The sequence below is a fragment of the Streptomyces sp. NBC_00086 genome, from assembly GCF_026343255.1.
Classification (GTDB): domain Bacteria; phylum Actinomycetota; class Actinomycetes; order Streptomycetales; family Streptomycetaceae; genus Streptomyces.
In genome coordinates this window covers 1119535-1137148 of the sequence record NZ_JAPELZ010000001.1, presented here as the reverse complement: position 1 = coordinate 1137148, position 17614 = coordinate 1119535, and the positions used below count along the sequence as shown (strand labels likewise).

General features: G+C 70.9%; 13 protein-coding genes. 10 read left to right on the top strand and 3 right to left on the bottom strand.

The genetic code is table 11. From position 1 onward, the window contains the following. Positions 1-64: 64 nt before the first annotated feature. A complete protein-coding gene (locus OG276_RS05210; RefSeq protein WP_266903192.1) occupies positions 65-1270 on the bottom strand; it encodes a trans-acting enoyl reductase family protein in 1206 nt (401 codons plus the stop codon). A 180-nt stretch (positions 1271-1450) separates the two neighbouring features. Here OG276_RS05210 and OG276_RS05205 point away from each other — a divergent pair, with 180 nt between their 5' ends. The 6 genes from OG276_RS05205 (at position 1451) to OG276_RS05180 (ending at position 8828) form a co-directional block, all read left to right on the top strand. Next, on the top strand, positions 1451-1831 hold the full coding sequence (locus OG276_RS05205; protein WP_266903190.1) for an MmcQ/YjbR family DNA-binding protein: 381 nt from the start codon (positions 1451-1453) through the stop codon (positions 1829-1831). Between the two features lie 104 nt (positions 1832-1935). After that, the gene (locus OG276_RS05200; protein WP_266903188.1) at positions 1936-3102 is read left to right on the top strand and encodes a CaiB/BaiF CoA-transferase family protein; all 1167 of its coding nucleotides are present in this window, start codon (positions 1936-1938) and stop codon (positions 3100-3102) included. Beyond that, positions 3102-4127, top strand: coding sequence for an LLM class F420-dependent oxidoreductase (locus tag OG276_RS05195; RefSeq protein WP_266903186.1), 1026 nt, complete (start codon positions 3102-3104; stop codon positions 4125-4127). The genes OG276_RS05200 and OG276_RS05195 overlap by 1 nt, the downstream gene beginning before the upstream one ends. An 11-nt stretch (positions 4128-4138) precedes the next feature. Further along, positions 4139-5281, top strand: coding sequence for an acyl-CoA dehydrogenase family protein (locus OG276_RS05190; RefSeq protein ID WP_266903184.1), 1143 nt, complete (start codon positions 4139-4141; stop codon positions 5279-5281). 110 nt (positions 5282-5391) lie between these two features. After that, positions 5392-6606: an acetyl-CoA C-acetyltransferase gene (locus OG276_RS05185; RefSeq protein ID WP_266903182.1), complete on the top strand. Its 1215-nt coding sequence runs from the start codon at positions 5392-5394 to the stop codon at positions 6604-6606. 50 nt (positions 6607-6656) lie between these two features. Then, positions 6657-8828 (top strand): 3-hydroxyacyl-CoA dehydrogenase NAD-binding domain-containing protein, encoded by a 2172-nt coding sequence (locus OG276_RS05180; protein WP_266903180.1) that lies wholly within the window; start codon positions 6657-6659, stop codon positions 8826-8828. 100 nt (positions 8829-8928) lie between these two features. Here the strand turns inward: OG276_RS05180 and OG276_RS05175 are convergent, their stop codons facing one another. Continuing rightward, on the bottom strand, positions 8929-9612 hold the full coding sequence (locus OG276_RS05175; protein ID WP_266903178.1) for a 1,4-alpha-glucan branching protein: 684 nt from the start codon (positions 9610-9612) through the stop codon (positions 8929-8931). After that, positions 9575-10351 (bottom strand): MerR family transcriptional regulator, encoded by a 777-nt coding sequence (locus OG276_RS05170; protein ID WP_266903176.1) that lies wholly within the window; start codon positions 10349-10351, stop codon positions 9575-9577. Before OG276_RS05170 ends, OG276_RS05175 begins: the two co-directional genes overlap by 38 nt. Before the next feature lie 96 nt (positions 10352-10447). On the opposite strand from OG276_RS05170, the gene OG276_RS05165 reads away from it, so the two are divergent. From OG276_RS05165 to OG276_RS05150, 4 genes are all read left to right on the top strand, one after another. Further along, entirely contained in the window at positions 10448-12295 is a 1848-nt protein-coding gene (locus tag OG276_RS05165) for a long-chain fatty acid--CoA ligase (RefSeq protein ID WP_266903174.1), read from the top strand. Positions 12296-12415: 120 nt separating this feature from the next. Continuing rightward, on the top strand, positions 12416-14101 hold the full coding sequence (gene aspT, locus OG276_RS05160) for an aspartate-alanine antiporter (RefSeq protein ID WP_266903172.1): 1686 nt from the start codon (positions 12416-12418) through the stop codon (positions 14099-14101). 24 nt (positions 14102-14125) lie between these two features. Then, a complete protein-coding gene (aspT, locus tag OG276_RS05155) occupies positions 14126-15829 on the top strand; it encodes an aspartate-alanine antiporter (protein ID WP_266903170.1) in 1704 nt (567 codons plus the stop codon). 78 nt (positions 15830-15907) lie between these two features. Next, entirely contained in the window at positions 15908-17566 is a 1659-nt protein-coding gene (locus OG276_RS05150; RefSeq protein ID WP_266903168.1) for a bifunctional aspartate transaminase/aspartate 4-decarboxylase, read from the top strand. Positions 17567-17614: the final 48 nt, after the last annotated feature.

The following is a 17614-nucleotide window of genomic DNA, read 5'->3' as shown; positions in this document are numbered from 1 at the left end:
GGCACTGCTTGGGCCACTGCTTGAGCCACCGCTTGAGCTGTCGCCTTTGAGCCGTCGCGGCGCCTCAGTCGGAGGCCGCCACCCGGAAGCGGATGCCCGCCTTCCGGAGCCGGTCCAGCAGGGCGTCGCCCATCGCGACGGCGGTGGTCAGCTGGCCGGAGAGCTCGGGCAGGGCGTCGTAGGCGAGGCAGAGCGCGGACTCCGCGAACATCTTCGCGGTCTCCCCGTACCCCGGGTCGCCGCCCGAGACCTCGGTGAACACCCGGCGGCCGCCGCCCTCGCCCACGAACCGCACGCTGAACCAGCTGCGTGCCCGCCGCTCCGCGTCCGGGCCCTGGCCCGGCTCCCAGCGGCCCGCCAGCCACTGGCGCACCGGCGGGATCTGCGCGAGGGCGGCCAACCCGCCGACCGCCGCCGTACCGCCCACCGCGACGGGCAGGTGCCGTACGGAGGCGTAGTGCCGGTAGCGGAAGTCCGGGCCGTACCGCTCCAGCGCCGCCGCCGAACGGGCCACGACCTGGACGTCCAGGACGGGCATGGGCAGGGCCCAGGTCCCGGTCTCCCGGCTGAAGCGCGGCGCGCCCACGGGCACCCGTACCCGACGGCCCAGCAGCCGGGGCTCGTGCATCCGGCGCGCGCGGGCGGCGGCCAGGTTCTGCGGTCCGCGGCCCAGCGCGGTCAGCACGGTGGTGAAGGTGCCGCCCGAGAACAGGGCGTTGGAGCGCACGAAGGCGTCCACGGTCAGCGGAACCCCGGCCGGCAGTTGGCCGACCGTGAAGTACGCCCCGAGGTCGGCCGGGACGGAGTCGAAGCCGCAGGCGTGCACGATGCGGGCGCCGCTCTCGCGGGCCCGGGCGTCGTGCTCGACGTACATGCGGTCCACGAACTCCGGCTCGCCGGTCAGGTCCAGGTAGTCGGTGCCCGCCGCGGCGCAGGCCGCCACCAGCGGGGCCCCGTACCAGACGTACGGCCCCACGGTCGTGGCCAGTACCCGGGTGGAGGCGGCCAGTTCGCGCGTCGCCGCGGCGTCCTGGGCGTCGGCGCGCAGCAGCGGCAGGTCCGCGCAGCGCGGGTCGAGGGCGGTCAGCCGCTCGCGCAGCCGCTCCAGCTTCGCGAGGTCCCGGCCGGCGAGGGCCCAGCGGCAGTCCGCGGGGGCGTGCGCCGCGAGGTACTCGGCGGTCAGCGCCCCCACGAACCCGGTCGCGCCGAAGAGCACGAGGTCGTACTCCCGTTCCGCGGTGCGTGGTTCGTGCCGGACAGCTGCGTTCATCGGGGGCCTCCCAGACGGTGTCGGTGGTGGCTGAGGCTAGCGGGTGTCCGTCGTACGGCCGTGTGGGGGGCCGATTCCTCCGGCCCCGTCGCGAGGCGGTGAACCTTTCCGGTCACAGCACTAGCGTGGGGAAGGACGGTCCGCGCCGGCGCGTGCGGACCGCGACGAGCGGAGGTTCCCATGAAGGCTGGGGTGCGCAGGTGGGAGGCGGTCCGGGAGTTCGCCCTGGGGCTGCCGCAGGCGCGGGAGGAGTTCCCCTGGGGGCCCGAGGACTGCGTCGTGAAGGTCAACAAGAAGATCTTCCTCTTCCTCGGGAACACCGACGGCCCGTCGCCGGGGATCTCCGTGAAGCTCAAGGACGAGGCCCTGCACGGCCACGCCATGACGGCGCCCGGCGCGGAGCCGACCGGATACGGGCTGGGGAAGGCCGGCTGGGTCTCCGTGCCGCTGGGGGAGAAGGGGGCGCCCTCCGCCGAGGTGCTGTGCGAATGGGTGGAGGAGAGCTACCGGACCGTCGCGCTGAAGCGGGACGTCAAGGAGCTCGACGCACGAACCGGCTAAGCGCTTGCTCTTGTGCTGAGTGGAACAGGTTCCTAGCATCACTGGTGTTACATCAGTTGTGTCACACAGTGGCGGCAGTGGTGCCACCGGATGCTGGGGGCTCGATGGCAGTGACAGGGAACGCGGCGGGGAACGTGCCCGGGAGCGGCGGGGGCCCGCTCGCGGGCGTGCGCGTCGTCGAGCTGGCCGGTATCGGGCCGGGCCCGTTCGCCGCCATGCTCCTCGCGGACCTCGGGGCCGACGTGGTGCGGGTCGACCGGCCCGGCGGCGTCGGTCTGGCCGTGAACCCGGCCTACGACATCACCAACCGCAATAAGCGCTCCGTCCTCGTCGACCTGAAGTCCGCCGACGGCCCGGCCCGCGTGCTGGACCTGGTCGAGCGCGCCGACGTGCTCATCGAGGGCTTCCGCCCCGGGGTCGCCGAACGCCTCGGCGTGGGCCCGGCCGACTGCCACGCCCGCAACCCCCGGCTCGTCTACGGCCGGATGACCGGCTGGGGCCAGGACGGCCCGCTCGCCCACACCGCCGGGCACGACATCGCGTACATCGCCGTCACCGGCGCCCTCGGCATGATCGGCAACCCGGGCGAACCCCCCGCCGTCCCCGCCAACCTGGTCGGCGACTACGCGGGCGGCTCGCTCTACCTCGTCATCGGCGTCCTCGCCGCCCTCCAGCACGCCCGCACCCCCGGCGGCAGCGGCCAGGTCGTCGACGCGGCCATCGTCGACGGCACCGCCCACCTCACCGCCATGATCCACGGGATGATGGCGGCCGGCGGCTGGCAGGACCGGCGCGGGGCCAACCTCCTCGACGGCGGCTGCCCCTTCTACGGCAGCTACGAGACCTCCGACGGCGGGTACATGGCCGTCGGCGCGCTGGAGCAGCAGTTCTACGACACCTTCGTGGAGCTCCTCGGCATCAAGGACGAGGCCCCCGCCCGCAAGGACCTGGCCCGCTGGGGCGAGCTCCGCGAAGCCGTCGCCGCACGCTTCAAGTCCCGTACCCGCGAGGAGTGGACGGCCGTCTTCGCGGGCACCGACGCCTGCGTGGCGCCCGTCCTCTCGCTGCGCGAGGCCCCGCACCACCCGCACCTGGCCGCCCGCGGCACCTTCGTCGAGGCCGCCGGGATCACCCAGCCCGCCCCCGCGCCCCGCTTCTCCGCGACCCCGGCCACCGTCGTGGGCGGCCCCGCGCTGCCGGGCGCGCACACGGAGTCCGTGGCGGCCGACTGGGGCGTACCGGGGCTGCTGGGGAAGGAGGCCGACGCCTGATGGAACTCTCGATGATGCTCGACTACTCCGCGGACCCGCGCCGCGCCGCCGATGCGGCGGCGGAGCTGGAGGGGGCGGGGCTCGACGCGGTGTGGGTGGCCGAGGCCTGGGGCTTCGACGCCCCGACGATCATGGGGTACCTGGCCGCCCGGACCGAGCGGATGAAGATCGGCTCGGCCATCCTCAACGTCTACTCGCGCACCCCCGCCCTCATCGCCCAGACCGCGGCGGGCCTGGACGCGATGTCCGGCGGCCGGGCGATGCTCGGCCTCGGGGCGTCGGGCCCGCAGGTGGTCGAGGGCTGGCACGGGAAGCCGTACGACAAGCCGATCGGCCGGACCCGCGAGACCGTCGAGCTGTGCCGCCGCATCTGGCGCCGCGAGACCATCGACCACCACGGCATCACCGACATGCCGCTCCCGCCCGAGAAGGGCGGCCGGCACGGCAAGCCGCTGAAGATGCTGACCCGCCCGGTCCGCGCGGACATCCCCGTCTACGTCGCCTCGCTGGGACCGGCCAACGTGCGGATGACGGCGGAGATCGCCGACGGCTGGCTGCCGACCCTCTTCGTGCCGGAGAAGGCCGGCGAGGTGTGGGGGAGCGCGCTCGCCGAGGGCGCGGCCCTGCGCGCGCCGGAACTCGGCCCGCTGCACACAGTCGCCGGCGGACTGCTCGCCATCGGCGAGGACGCGGCGGCACTGCGCGACCTCGCGCGGCCGCAGATCGCCCTGTACGTCGGCGGCATGGGCGCGGTCGGCAAGAACTTCTACAACGACCTGGCCGTCGCCTACGGGTACGGGGCGCAGGCCCGCAAGATCCAGGAGCTCTACCTCTCCGGGCACAAGCGCGACGCCGCTGCCGCCGTACCGGACGAGCTCTGCGAACTCACCACGCTGTGCGGGCCCGAAGGCTACGTGCGCGAGCGCGTCGAGGCCTTCCGGGCCGCCGGGGTGACCATGCTCAACGTCACGCCCGTGGGCCCCGAGCCGGTCCGGCTCATCGAAACCGTGAAGAACTGGCTGTAAGGAGCCGTCTGATGAAGCGCCAGCTCTTCGACGCCGATCACGAGGCGTTCCGCGAGACCGTCCGCACCTTTCTCACCAAGGAGGTGCTGCCGCACTACGAGCAGTGGGAGAAGGACGGGATCGTCAGCCGCGAGGCCTGGCGGGCCGCGGGCCGGCAGGGCCTGCTGGGCCTGGCCGTCCCGGAGGAGTACGGGGGCGGCGGGAACACCGACTTCCGCTACGCGGCGGTGATCGCCGAGGAGTTCACCCGGGCGGGCGCCGCCGGTCTCGCGATCGGCCTGCACAACGACATCATCGGGCCGTACCTGACCTCGCTGGCCACCGAGGAGCAGAAGCGCCGCTGGCTGCCCGGCTTCTGCTCCGGCGAGATCATCACCGCCATCGCGATGACCGAGCCGGGCGCGGGCTCCGACCTCCAGGGCATCCGGACCACCGCCGAGGACGCGGGCGACCACTGGGTGCTCAACGGCTCCAAGACCTTCATCTCCAACGGCATCCTCGCCGACCTGGTGATCGTCGTCGCGAAGACCACCCCCGAGGGCGGCGCGCACGGCATGTCCCTGCTCGTCGTGGAGCGCGGTACCGAGGGCTTCGAGCGCGGCCGCAACCTCGACAAGATCGGCCAGAAGGCCCAGGACACCGCCGAGTTGTTCTTCAACGACGTGCGCGTGCCCAAGGAGAACCTGCTCGGCGAGCTCAACGGCGCTTTCGTCCACCTGATGACCAACCTCGCGCAGGAGCGGATGGGCATCGCGATGGCCGGCATCGCCGCCGCCGAGTACCTGCTGGAGATCACCACGCAGTACGTGAAGGAGCGCGAGGCCTTCGGACGGCCGCTCTCCAAGCTCCAGCACGTCCGCTTCGAGATCGCGGAGATGGCCACCGAGTGCGCGGTCACCCGTACCTTCCTCGACCGCTGCATCACCGACCACTCCAACGGCGAGCTGGACCACGTCCACGCCTCGATGGCCAAGTGGTGGGCCACCGAACTCCAGAAGCGGGTCGCCGACCGCTGCCTGCAACTGCACGGCGGATACGGCTACATGACCGAGTACCGGGTCGCGCGGGCCTTCACGGACGGCCGCATCCAGACCATCTACGGCGGCACGACCGAGATCATGAAGGAGATCATCGGCCGTTCCCTGCTGGCCTGACCTCCCCCGGCCTCCCCCGACTTCCTCTTCCCCGGCCTCCTCTCTTCCCTGACGTCCTCCGACTTCCCTCGACCCTCCCCATGCCTCCGCACCCCCGAAAGGCTTGACCAGTGAGCACCGAAGCGTACGTATACGACGCGATCCGCACGCCGCGCGGACGGGGCAAGGCCAACGGCTCCCTGCACGGCACCAAGCCGATCGACCTGGTCGTCGGCCTCATCCACGCCCTGCGCGAGCGCAACCCCGGCCTGGACCCCGCCACCATCGACGACATCGTGCTCGGCGTCGTCAGCCCGGTCGGCGACCAGGGCTCCGACATCGCCCGGATCGCGGCGATCGCCGCAGGGCTGCCGGACACGGTCGCGGGCGTCCAGGAAAACCGCTTCTGCGCCTCGGGCCTCGAAGCCGTCAACATGGCCGCCGCGAAGGTCCGCTCCGGCTGGGAGGACCTGGTCCTCGCGGGCGGCGTGGAGTCCATGTCCCGCGTCCCGATGGCCTCGGACGGCGGAGCCTGGTTCAGCGACCCGATGACCGGCTGGAACACCGACTTCGTCCCGCAGGGCATCGGCGCCGACCTGATCGCCACGATCGAGGGATTCTCCCGGCGCGATGTCGACGAGTACGCCGCCCTGTCCCAGGAGCGGGCCGCCGCCGCCATCAAGGACGGCCGCTTCGCCAAGTCGATCGTCCCGGTCACCGACCGCAACGGCCTCGTGGTCCTGGACCACGACGAGTTCGTCCGCCCCGGCACCACCGCCGACACCCTCGCCCGGCTGAAGCCCTCCTTCGCCGACATCGGCGAGCTCGGCGGCTTCGACGCCGTCGCCCTGCAGAAGTACCACTGGGTCGAGAAGATCGACCACGTCCACCACGCGGGCAACTCCTCCGGCATCGTCGACGGAGCCTCCCTCGTCGCCATCGGCTCCCGCGAGGCCGGCGAGCGCAACGGTCTGACGCCGCGCGCCCGGATCGTTTCGGCCGCCGTCTCCGGCTCCGAGCCCACCATCATGCTCACCGGCCCCGCCCCGGCCACCCGCAAGGCCCTCGCCAAGGCCGGCCTGACCATCGACGACATCGACCTGATCGAGATCAACGAGGCCTTCGCCGGCGTCGTGCTCCGCTTCGTCAAGGACATGGGCCTCTCCCTGGACAAGGTCAACGTCAACGGCGGCGCCATCGCGATGGGCCACCCGCTCGGCGCCACCGGCGCGATGATCCTCGGCACCGTGGTCGACGAACTGGAGCGCCAGGACAAGCGCTACGGCCTCGTCACCCTCTGCGTCGGCGGCGGCATGGGCGTCGCCACCATCGTCGAACGCCTCTGATCCGTCCTGTATCCCCGCCCCCCGGACCTTCCGAAACGAAAGCAGTGACCATGAGCGAGTCCACCACGATCCGCTGGGAACAGGACGAGACCGGCGTCGTCACCCTGGTCCTCGACGACCCCAACCAGTCCGCCAACACGATGAACCAGGCCTTCAAGGACTCGATCGCGGCGATCGCCGACCGCGCCGAGGCCGAGAAGGACTCCATCCGCGGCATCATCTTCGCCTCCGCCAAGAAGACCTTCTTCGCGGGCGGCGACCTGAAGGACATGATCCAGCTGCGCCCCGAGCACGCGCAGCTGGCCTTCGACGCCGGCACCGCCATCAAGGCCTCGCTGCGCCGCATCGAGACCCTCGGCAAGCCCGTCGTCGCTGCCATCAACGGCACCGCCCTCGGCGGCGGTTACGAGATCTGCCTGGCCTCCCACCACCGCGTGGCCCTCGACGCACCCGGCTCGAAGATCGGCCTGCCCGAGGTCACCCTCGGCCTGCTCCCGGCCGGCGGCGGCGTCACCCGCACCGTCCGCCTCATGGGCATCGCCGACGCGCTGCTGAAGGTGCTGCTCCAAGGGACCCAGTACAGCCCCCAGCGCGCCCTGGACAACGGGCTGGTGCACGAACTGGCCGCCACGCCGGAGGAGATGATCGCCAAGGCGCACGCTTTCATCGACGCGAACCCGGAGTCGAAGCAGCCGTGGGACGTCCCCGGCTACAAGATCCCGGGCGGTACGCCGTCCAACCCGCGGTTCGCCGCCAACCTCCCGGCCTTCCCGGCCAACTTGAAGAAGCAGCTGAACGGGGCCCCGTACCCGGCCCCGCGCAACATCCTGGCGTGCGCCGTCGAAGGCGCCCAGGTGGACTTCGAGACGGCACTGACCATCGAGGCCCGCTACTTCACCGAGCTGGTCACCGGGCAGACCGCCAAGAACATGATCCAGGCGTTCTTCTTCGACCTCCAGGCCGTCAACGCCGGCCGCAGCCGCCCGCAGGGGGTCGCGCCCCGCAAGGTCACCAAGGTGGCCGTCCTCGGCGCCGGCATGATGGGCGCCGGCATCGCCTACTCCTGTGCCCGCGCGGGCATCGAGGTGGTGCTGAAGGACGTCACCCCCGAGGCCGCCGCCAAGGGCAAGGCGTACTCCGAGAAGCTGCTCGACAAGGCCCTGTCCCGGGGCCGCACGACCGAGGCCAAGCGCGCCGAGCTGCTCGCCCGGATCACCCCGACCGCCGAGCCCGCCGACCTCGCGGGCTGCGACGCCGTCATCGAGGCCGTCTTCGAGGACACCGCCCTCAAGCACAAGGTATTCCAGGAGATCCAGGAGTTCCTCACGCCGGACGCGCTGCTGTGCTCCAACACCTCCACGCTGCCCATCACTGGCCTCGCGGAAGGGGTTTCGCGGCCCGCCGACTTCATCGGACTGCACTTCTTCTCGCCCGTGGACAAGATGCCGCTGGTCGAGATCATCAAGGGCGAGCGCACCGGCGACGAGGCCATCGCCCGCGCCTTCGACCTCGTACGGCAGATCAACAAGACCCCGATCGTGGTCAACGACTCGCGCGGCTTCTTCACCTCGCGGGTCATCGGCCAGTTCATCAACGAGGGCGTCGCCATGGTCGGCGAGGGCATCGAGCCCGCCTCCATCGAACAGGCCGCGGCCCAGGCCGGATACCCGGCCAAGGTGCTCTCCCTGATGGACGAGCTGACCCTCACCCTGCCCCGCAAGATCCGCAACGAGACCCGCAAGGCCTTCGAGGCCGAGGGCCGGGACTGGCCGGAGCACCCGGCCGACACCGTCATCGACCGGATGGTCGACGAGTTCGGGCGCCCCGGGCGCAGCGGCGGCGGCGGCTTCTACGCGTACGACGAGAGCGGCAAGCGCGCCGGGATCTGGCCGGGGCTGCGGGAGCACTTCACCAAGGAGGGGTACCAGATCCCCTTCGAGGACATGAAGGAGCGGATGCTCTTCTCCGAGGCGCTGGACACCGTCCGCTGCTTCGACGAGGGCGTCCTCACCTCGTACGCCGACGCCAACATCGGCTCCATCATGGGGATCGGCTTCCCGGCCTGGACCGGCGGCGTCATCCAGTACATCAACGGCTACGAGGGCGGCCTCGCGGGCTTCGTGGCCCGCGCCCGCGAGCTGGCCGAGAACTACGGCGAGCGCTTCACCCCGCCCGTCTCCCTGGTGGAGAAGGCCGAGCGGGGAGAGACGTACGCCGACTGAGCGGACTGGATGAACCGTCCCGGCCGAGCGGCCGGGACGGGCCGGAGCCGGCCCGCGTGCGGCCCGGGGCACCCCGCCCCGGGCCGTACGCCGGTGCGGATCAGGCGGTGGCGTGCCCGGTGGTACGCAGCTGCGCGAACAGGCCCTGCTGCGCCGCCCCGTCCGGCGTGGTCCAGCCGGCGGTGAGCCGGCCCACGGCCCCGGTGGCGTCCGCCGGCCCGGCCGCCCCGGGGCGCAGGACGCGTGTCAGCGCGAGCACCGGGGCGCCCGGCAGGCGTACGTCCGTACCCCGTGCGGTGTCGGTGACTTCCAGCCACGCCCGCGGGAGGACCTCGGGGACCTCCGGGAGCTCGGGGCCGTCGTACCAGGAGGTGACCGAGGGGTCGCTCAGGCTGCTCTCGCACTGGTCCTGCGCCACGGCGCGGCCCTGGATCAGGGCGAGCAACTGGCCGACGAGCACCGGGTCGTGGGCGCCGTCGTAGATCCACCGGGTGCCGAGCACCCCGTGTTCGGAGGTGCCCACCAGAGCCGCTCCGGCGCCGTCGAGCGGGGCGCCGCGGTAGGTGAGGGGCACGAGGTAGGAGGTTTCCCGGCTGCCCGAGGTATCGGTGAGCACCATGAACTCGATGCCGACCTCACCCTGCGGATCGTCGAGCCGGAACCCGCCCGAGCGGTCGAGCTCGGGGGAGTGCCCCGTGGACGCGTACCACGGCCGCGTCGGAAGCCAGGCAGCCAGAAGCTCCGTCTTACCGGGCTTCATGGTGGTGTTGTAGATCATCGCCATGGCCAGAACCTACCGGTTCCGAGACGAAGGCAGCCCGCAACTCCTCCTTGAGCGAGCGCTGGAACGCGGTCACCAGTGCCTGCACCACCATCGGCTGCATGTGCGCCGACAGCGCCTTCATCGACTCCACCCGCTCCGGATCGCTCTCGCCCTCCGTGAACGGCCCCCACACCTCGTCCCGGAACAGCGCGGTCAGCTGGTGCGCCGCCGTCCGGGCGTGTCCGAGCAGTACCTCGCGGGCGGCCAGGATCGTCTCGTGGGCGATCGGGACGTCGAGCAGTGCGACCCCGAGCCGCAGCAGCCCCATGTCCACCCGGAAGCCCTCCGGGGTCGGGGTCAGCACGTTCATGGCCGTCAGCCGCCGGATGTCCGTCTCCGTCAGGGAGCGCCCGGCCCGCTTCTCCAGCTCCGCGCGCGAGGAGTCCAGCGCCGCGTCCGGGGCCCAGGTCGCCACCAGCGCGCGGTGGATGGCCAGATCGTGCGCGCTCAGATCGTCGGGCAGGGCGTCGAGGTAGCGCTCGATGGCGGAGAGGGTCATGCCCTGGTGCTGCAACTCCTCGATGAGTGCGAGACGGGACAGGTGTTCGGGGCCGTATCGGCCAACCCGACGGGGTCCGATCACGGGAGGGGGCAAAATCCCGCGGGTGCTGTAGAACCGTACGGTGCGGACGGTCACACCCGCCCTGGCCGCCAGTTCGTCGACGGTCAGCGACGCCGGCTCCGGTGCCTGGGTGGTCATGGGCTCTCCGCCTGCTCTCTGATCAGCACGTCGACACGGTTCGTGTTCAACAGTATTGCTGTCGCACCAACGATGTGAAACGGCAAGGAGCTGCCCATGCCCACGGAACTGCGACTGCCCGCACCTCCCGACGAGCTCACCCTGCCGGCGCTGCTGGCGCGCAACGCCGCCGAGCACGGCGATCTTCCCGCCCTCTCGTGGCGCGAAGGCCCCGACGGCACGGCCTGGACCACCCTCAGCTGGTCGGACGTCCGCCGCAAGGTGGCCGTCCTCGCCGCCGGCTACGCCTCCCTGGGCGTCGAACGCGGCGAGCACGTCCTGATGATGATGGGCAACCGCCCCGAGCACTGGCTCAGCGACCTCGCCCTGGTCCACCTCGGCGCCGTCCCCGTCACCGTGTACGGGACCTCCGCGCCCGAGCAGATCGCCCACATAGCCCGCCACAGCCGGGCCCGGCTCGCGGTGGTCGAGGGGGCCCGGGAGCTGGACCGGTGGGAGCCGCTGCTGGCCGACCCCGGGACCCCGCTGGAACGGCTCGTCGTGGCCGAGGCCGCCGAAGCGGGCCCGCACTCGACGTACGGCTCGGTGTACGCCGGCGGTGCCCGGCTGCACCGCTCCGATGCCTTCGAGAAGGCCTGGCGGGAGTCCCGCTCCGAGGACCCGCTGACCGTCGTCTACACCTCGGGCACCACCGGCGACCCCAAGGGCGTGCGCCTGACCCACCGCAACATCGTGCTCCAGTCCGTCCGCCTCGACCGGCACATCGAGCTGCCCGAGCACGCCGAGCACCTGTGCTACCTGCCCTTCGCGCACATCGCCGAGCGGATCCTCGGCATCTACCTCCCGCTCCTGCGGGCCGCCCACGTCCGGCTGTGCGCCGACCCGGCCGCCGTATCGGTCGCGGTGCGCGAGCTGCACCCCGTGCAGTTCTTCGGGGTGCCCCGGGTGTGGGAGAAGCTGGCCGCCTCCGTACGGGCGGTGCTCGGGCGGCTGCCCGAGAAGCAGCGCAGCGCCATCGAAGCCGCCAATGACCTGGCGCGGGAGCGGGCGGGCCACCGGGAGCGCGGCGAGGAGGTCCCGGCCGGGCTCGAAGCCTCGTACGCCGCGGCCAAGGAACGGGTGCTGGACCCGCTGCTGACGCTGGCCGGGCTGGACCGCCTGGTCTGGACGGCCAGCGCCACCGCGCCGATGCCGATCGACGTGGTGCGCTTCTGGGCGGGCTGGGGGATCACCATCATGGACGCGTGGGGGCTGACCGAGACCTCCGGCGTGTGCACGGTCAACAGCCCCGACGCCTTCCGGCTGGGCTCGGTGGGCCGCCCGATCGCGGGGCTGGAGCTGCGGATCGCCGAGGACGGGGAGATCTTCACGCGCGGGGAGACGGTCTTCGGCGGGTACCTGCTCCCGGACGGCTCGGTGGAGAGCGCCTCCGACGAGGCGGGCTGGTTCCCGACGGGGGACGTCGGGCGGCTCGACGAGGAGGGGTTCCTCTGGCTGACCGACCGCAAGAAGGAACTGATCATCACCTCGAACGGGAAGAACGTCTCGCCCGCCCTGGTGGAGAACACCGTCAAGGAACACCCCCTGATCGGCCAGGCGCTGGTGCACGGAGACGGCCACTCCTACCTCGTGGCCCTCCTCGTCCTGGACCCCGAACTGGCCCCGGCCTGGGCGCAGGCCCAGGGCATCGGCGCCGAGGCCGCCACACCCGCGGAGCTCGCCGCGCACCCGGCCGTACGGGAGGAGATCGCCCGGGCCGTCGAAGCCGCGAACGCCCGGCTCAACCGCACCGAGCAGATCAAGCGCTACCGGGTGCTGACCGAGGAGTGGGGTCCGGAGTCGGGGGAGCTGACCCCGTCCCTGAAGCTGCGCCGCCGGGTGATCCGGGAGAAGTACGCGGAGCAGATCGACGGGCTGTACGCGGAGCCGTACGAAGCCTCGTAGGAGGCCCGTCACACGGATGGCCCCGTCCGGTGGGCATGTGAGTGCCCACCGGACAAGGCTGAGGGAATGTGTATACGCCCTGAATCCGCCACGCCGCCCGGCAAGGGCGGCTGATCGCCCATGGGTGTGCTGCAAGACCACCCCGAACTCGCCCTGTTCCTCTGCCTGGCGGCCGGATATCTCGTCGGCAAGGTGCGCGTAGGCCCGATCACCCTCGGCGGCATCTGCGGCACGCTGATCGTGTCGCTGCTGCTCGGCGCCTGGGCCAAGATCGAGATCGACGCCGATGTGAAGACGATCTTCTTCGCGCTCTTCATCTTCGCCCTCGGCTACATGGCCGGACCGCAGTTCTTCGCCAACCTCAACCGCAAGAGCCTGCGCTTCTTCGCGCTCTGCTTCATCGAGCTCGTCAGCGTGCTCGGCCTCGCCTACCTGCTGGCCAAGGCCTTCGACCTCGACGTCGGCACCGCCTCCGGCATCCTCGCCGGCGCGGCCACCGAATCCGCCGTGGTCGGCACCGCCACCGAGGCGATCGGCAAGCTGCCCGACCTGACCGCGGAGCAGATCTCCACGTACCAGGGCCACGTGGCCACCGCGTACACGGTCTGCTACCTCTTCGGCCTGGTCACCATCGTCATCTACACCAGCCAGATCATGCCGATGATGCTCCGCATCAACCTGGCGGACGCCTCGCGCGCGCTGTGGGAGAAGATGCGCGGCGGCGGCTCCGGCGGCGGCCTGGAGAGCGACGAGCGAGAGGCCATGCCCGGCCTGGTCGGCCGCACCCACCTGGTCACCCTCGCCGACGGCCGCACCATCGGGAACCTGGAGGAGGCCTTCGGCCGCGGGGTCACCGTGGAGGCCGTCCGGCGCGGCTCCAAGGACCTCACCCCCGCCCCGGACCTCGAACTCCTCCTCTCCGACCTCGTCCTCGTCGTCGGCCGGCGCTCCGAGGCCATCGCGGCGGGCCGGGCCATCGGCCCGGAGACCCCCGGCATCCCGGGGGTGGACACCCCGCTGGCCACCCGGCAGGTCGCCATGACCGACAAGTCGGTGGCCGGCAAATCCCTGGACGAGATCCGCGCCACCCACAAGGAGTTCGGGCGCAGCGGCGTGTACGTGACCGACGTGCTCCGCGGCGAGCAGCACCTGCCCGCCAACCCGGACACCATCGTCGAGCGCGGTGACGTCGTCACCCTCGTGGGCGCCCGCTCGGGCCTGAACCGGATCGTCGAGAAGATCGGCACGGTGGCCAAGAACGACGCCACCGACTTCATCTACCTCGGTCTGGGCATCGCGATCGGCTCGCTCATCGGGCAGATCGTGGTCCGGGCCGGCGGGGTCCCGCTCTCGCTCGGCACCGGCGGCGGCTGCCTGATCTCGGGCCTGCTCTTCGGCTGGTTCCGCTCCCGCCGGCAGACCTTCGGCGCCTTCCCGCCGCAAGCCGCCACCACCATCAAGGACATGGGGCTCGCGGTCTTCATCGCCTGCACCGGGCTGACCTCGGGCCCGCAGGCCTGGCCGCTGCTCAAGGAGTACGGGGCCCTGCTGCCGTTCGCCGGGATCGCCATGGTCCTCGTACCGGCCACGATCTCGCTGTTCGTCGGGCGCAAGCTCCTGAAGATCGAGAAGCCCTTGCTGATCGGCGCCATCGCCGGCCAGCAGTGCTCCACACCGGCCATCACCTCGGTCACGCAGGTGGCGCAGAGCTCGGTGCCGATGCTCGGCTACACGATCACCTACGCGCTCTCGAACTTCCTGCTCCCGCTCACCGGACCGATCCTCGTCGGGATCCTCGGCGCCTGACCCCCCACCAGGACGGGTATCAGCATGATCGACTTCCTCGTACGGAACATCTTCAAGCCCCACCCCGAACTCCTGGTCTTCATCACCGTCGCCTTCGGCTTCCTCGTCGGCAAACTGCGGTGGAAGGCCATCGGGCTGGGAGCGGTCACGGGCTGCCTCATCATGGGCCTGATCTTCGGCGCCCAGTTCAAGATCACCATCGACGGGACCGTGAAGAACCTCTTCTTCACGATGTTCCTCTTCGCCCTCGGCTACAAGGTCGGCCCGCAGTTCTTCCGCGGCCTGAAGAAGGACGGCCTGCCGCAGGTCCTCAACGCGGTGATCGTCTGCGTCACCGGCCTGCTCGTCTCCTGGGGCTTCGCCGTGATGCTCGGCTACGGCCCCGGGCTCAGTGCGGGCCTGCTCGGCGGCGCGCTCACCCAGTCCGCCGTCATCGGCGTCGCCCAGGACGCGATCGGGAACCTTCCCGGACTCAGCCCGTCCGAGATCACGGACCAGCAGAACCTGGTCGCTGTCGGCTACGCCGTCACCTACCCCCTCGGCACCATCCTCTGCGCGCTGCTCCTGGCCAACGTGCTGCCCCGGCTCTACCGCCGGAACCTGGCCGCCGAGAGCGCCCAGCTCGCCAAGGAGCTCGACGCGCCCAGCGACGACCCCGACCTCCACGAGGGCTACTACGAGGTCGTCCTGCGGGCCTACACCATCCAGCGGCCCGACCTCGTGGGCCGGACCATCGACGACTTCGAGAACCAGCAGAAGGCCCTGGGCCAGCGGATCTACATCACCCGGATCCGCCGGGACGGCGCGATCATCGACCACACCCAGCAGACCGTTCTGCGCGAGGGCGACGTCGTCGCCGTCAGCGCCCTGCGCGAATCCCTCGTCTCGTTCGACGCACGCACGCACATCGGCGCCGAGGCCGACGACGTCGAACTCCTCGGCTACCAGACGGAGAACCTGCACGTGGTCGCCTCCGAGAAGGCGCAACTGGGCAAGACCATCGCGGAGCTGCGGGCCGAGCCCTTCATGGTCGGCGTCTACGTCGACAAGCTCTACCGGTCCGGTTCGGAGTTCCCCTACCGGCTCTCCACCCAGTTGGAGCGCGGCGACACCCTGATCCTCTCCGGCCCCAAGCGCCTGGTGGACCCGGCCGGCCGGGCCATCGGCAAGCCGGTCCCGACCAGCTTCGCCACCGACATGATCTGGGTCGGCCTCGGCATCTTCCTCGGCGGCTGCCTCGGCATCCCGGCCCTCACCGCCGGCGGAGTGCCGATCTCGCTGTCCACCTCGGGCGGCGCGCTCATCATGGGCCTCGTCTTCGGCTGGATCCGCGGCAGGTACCCGACCTACGGCAACGTTCCGCCCGGGGCCCAGTGGTTCATGGACACCCTCGGCCTCTGTCTCTTCGTCGCGGTCGTCGGCCTCAACGCCGGACCGAGCTTCACCAGCGGCCTCGCCTCCGCCGGATGGGGGCTGCTGCTCTGGGGTGCGGTCATCACGCTGATCCCGCTGCTGGTGGGCTTCCTGGTGGGCCACTACATCCAGAAGATCCGCTTCCCGATCCTCATGGGCGTACTGGCCGGCGGCCAGACCACCACGGCGGCGATCGGAGCCGTCAACGAGGAGTCCAAATCCCAGGTGCCGACGCTCGGTTACACGATCCCCTACGCGATCAGCAACGTCCTGCTGACGATCTGGGGCGCCGTGATCGTCCTCCTCAACCACTGATCCCCCCACCACTGACCCCCCCCACCACCTCGCCCGCAAGGCCGACCGAACGCCCCCGACGCAAAGGAACGAACCACCGTGCCGGAGACCACTTTCAGCCGCGAGGAGATCCAGTCCTTCGCGCAGCTCAGCCCCTTCGAGCTGAAGGACAAGTTCATCCAGCTCGCCACGGCCGCCCAGGCCGACAAGCCGGGCCAGAAGGACACCACGGCCCGGGCGATGCTCAACGCGGGCCGCGGCAACCCGAACTGGATCGCCACCGGGCCGCGCGAGGCCTTCTACGCCCTGGGCTACTTCGCACTGGAGGAGTCCCGGCGGGTGTGGACCGCCGACAACCTCGGCGGCATGCCGGAGAAGAAGGGCATCGGGGAGCGGTTCGAGTCCTGGGCACGGCGCCACCCGGACCTGCCCGGCGTGGAGATGCTGTCCGCCTGCGTCCAGTACGCCCTGACGCGCTGGCCGTTCGACAAGGACGCCTTCGTGCACGAGCTGACCGACGCCATCACCGGTGACAACTACCCGGTCCCGGACCGCATGCTCACCCACGCGGAACACGTCGTCCGCGGCTACGTCGCCGACGAGATGTTCGACAAGAAGCCGCCGGAGGGCAACAACCTGTCGCTGTTCGCGACCGAGGGCGGCACCGCCGCCATGTGCTACATCTTCGACTCCCTGATGAAGAACGGGGTCCTGAAGAAGGGCGACAAGATCGCCCTGATGACCCCGGTGTTCACCCCGTACATCGAGATCCCCGAGCTCGACACCTTCGAGTTCGAGGTGGTCAACGTCTCCGCGAGCCTCTTCGCCGAGACCGGCGTGCGCCAGTGGCGCTACCCGGAGGAGGAGGTCGCCAAGCTGGCCGACCCCTCCGTGAAGCTCGTCTGCCTGGTCAACCCCTCCAACCCGCCCTCGCTCGCGCTGAGCGACCGGGTGGCGAACCAGATCAAGGACATCGTCGCCACCAGCAACCCGAACCTGGTGATCGTCACGGACGACGTGTACGGCACCTTCGTGCCCGGCTTCCGCTCGATCGCCGCCGACCTGCCGCGCAACACCCTGCTCGTGTACTCGTACTCCAAGCACTACGGCTGCACGGGCTGGCGGCTCGGCGTCATCGGACTGCACGACGACAACGTCATCGACGCGATGATCGCGGCCTTCCCCCAGGACCAGAAGGACCGCCTCGCCAAGCGGTACGGCACCCTCACCCTGGAGCCGGAGAAGATCCGCTTCATCGACCGGCTCGTCGCGGACTCCCGGTCGGTGGCCCTCAACCACACCGCCGGCCTCTCGCTGCCGCAGCAGACGATGATGGTGCTCTTCTCGCTCTTCGACATGCTGGACGAGGGCCAGGCCTACAAGGAGCGCATCCGGCAGATCGTCCACCGCAGGCTCGACCTGCTGCTGGAGGGCGCCCAGATGAAGATCTCCGAGGACGACAAGCGGGCCGGGTACTACATCGAGCTCGACCTGCTGGCCGAGGCGGAGCGGGTCCACGGCAAGGACTTCGCGGACTTCCTGGAGAAGAACTACGAGCCGGTCGACCCGCTGTTCCGGCTCGCCGAGCAGACCTCGGTGGTCCTCCTCAACGGCGGCGGCTTCGACGGCCCGCAGTGGTCGGTGCGCGTCTCGCTGGCCAACCTCGACGACCTGGACTATCTGAAGATCGGCCACCACCTGCGGGCGATCTTCAACGACTACGCGAGCGAGTGGGAGCGGGCGAAGGCCAACGGCTGAGGGCCGAGGGCTACAGGCTGAGGAAAGGGGGGCACCCGCCGGATCGCG

What these genes read in the sequence shown, in the direction of transcription:
- OG276_RS05210 (WP_266903192.1), bottom strand. Translation starts at nt 1,270, where the DNA reads ATGAACGCAGCTGTCCGGCACGAACCACGCACCGCGGAACGGGAGTAC.
- OG276_RS05205 (WP_266903190.1), top strand. Translation starts at nt 1,451, where the DNA reads ATGAAGGCTGGGGTGCGCAGGTGGGAGGCGGTCCGGGAGTTCGCCCTG.
- OG276_RS05200 (WP_266903188.1), top strand. Translation starts at nt 1,936, where the DNA reads ATGGCAGTGACAGGGAACGCGGCGGGGAACGTGCCCGGGAGCGGCGGG.
- OG276_RS05195 (WP_266903186.1), top strand. Translation starts at nt 3,102, where the DNA reads ATGGAACTCTCGATGATGCTCGACTACTCCGCGGACCCGCGCCGCGCC.
- OG276_RS05190 (WP_266903184.1), top strand. Translation starts at nt 4,139, where the DNA reads ATGAAGCGCCAGCTCTTCGACGCCGATCACGAGGCGTTCCGCGAGACC.
- OG276_RS05180 (WP_266903180.1), top strand. Translation starts at nt 6,657, where the DNA reads ATGAGCGAGTCCACCACGATCCGCTGGGAACAGGACGAGACCGGCGTC.
- OG276_RS05175 (WP_266903178.1), bottom strand. Translation starts at nt 9,612, where the DNA reads ATGGCGATGATCTACAACACCACCATGAAGCCCGGTAAGACGGAGCTT.
- OG276_RS05170 (WP_266903176.1), bottom strand. Translation starts at nt 10,351, where the DNA reads ATGACCACCCAGGCACCGGAGCCGGCGTCGCTGACCGTCGACGAACTG.
- OG276_RS05165 (WP_266903174.1), top strand. Translation starts at nt 10,448, where the DNA reads ATGCCCACGGAACTGCGACTGCCCGCACCTCCCGACGAGCTCACCCTG.
- aspT (WP_266903172.1), top strand. Translation starts at nt 12,416, where the DNA reads ATGGGTGTGCTGCAAGACCACCCCGAACTCGCCCTGTTCCTCTGCCTG.
- aspT (WP_266903170.1), top strand. Translation starts at nt 14,126, where the DNA reads ATGATCGACTTCCTCGTACGGAACATCTTCAAGCCCCACCCCGAACTC.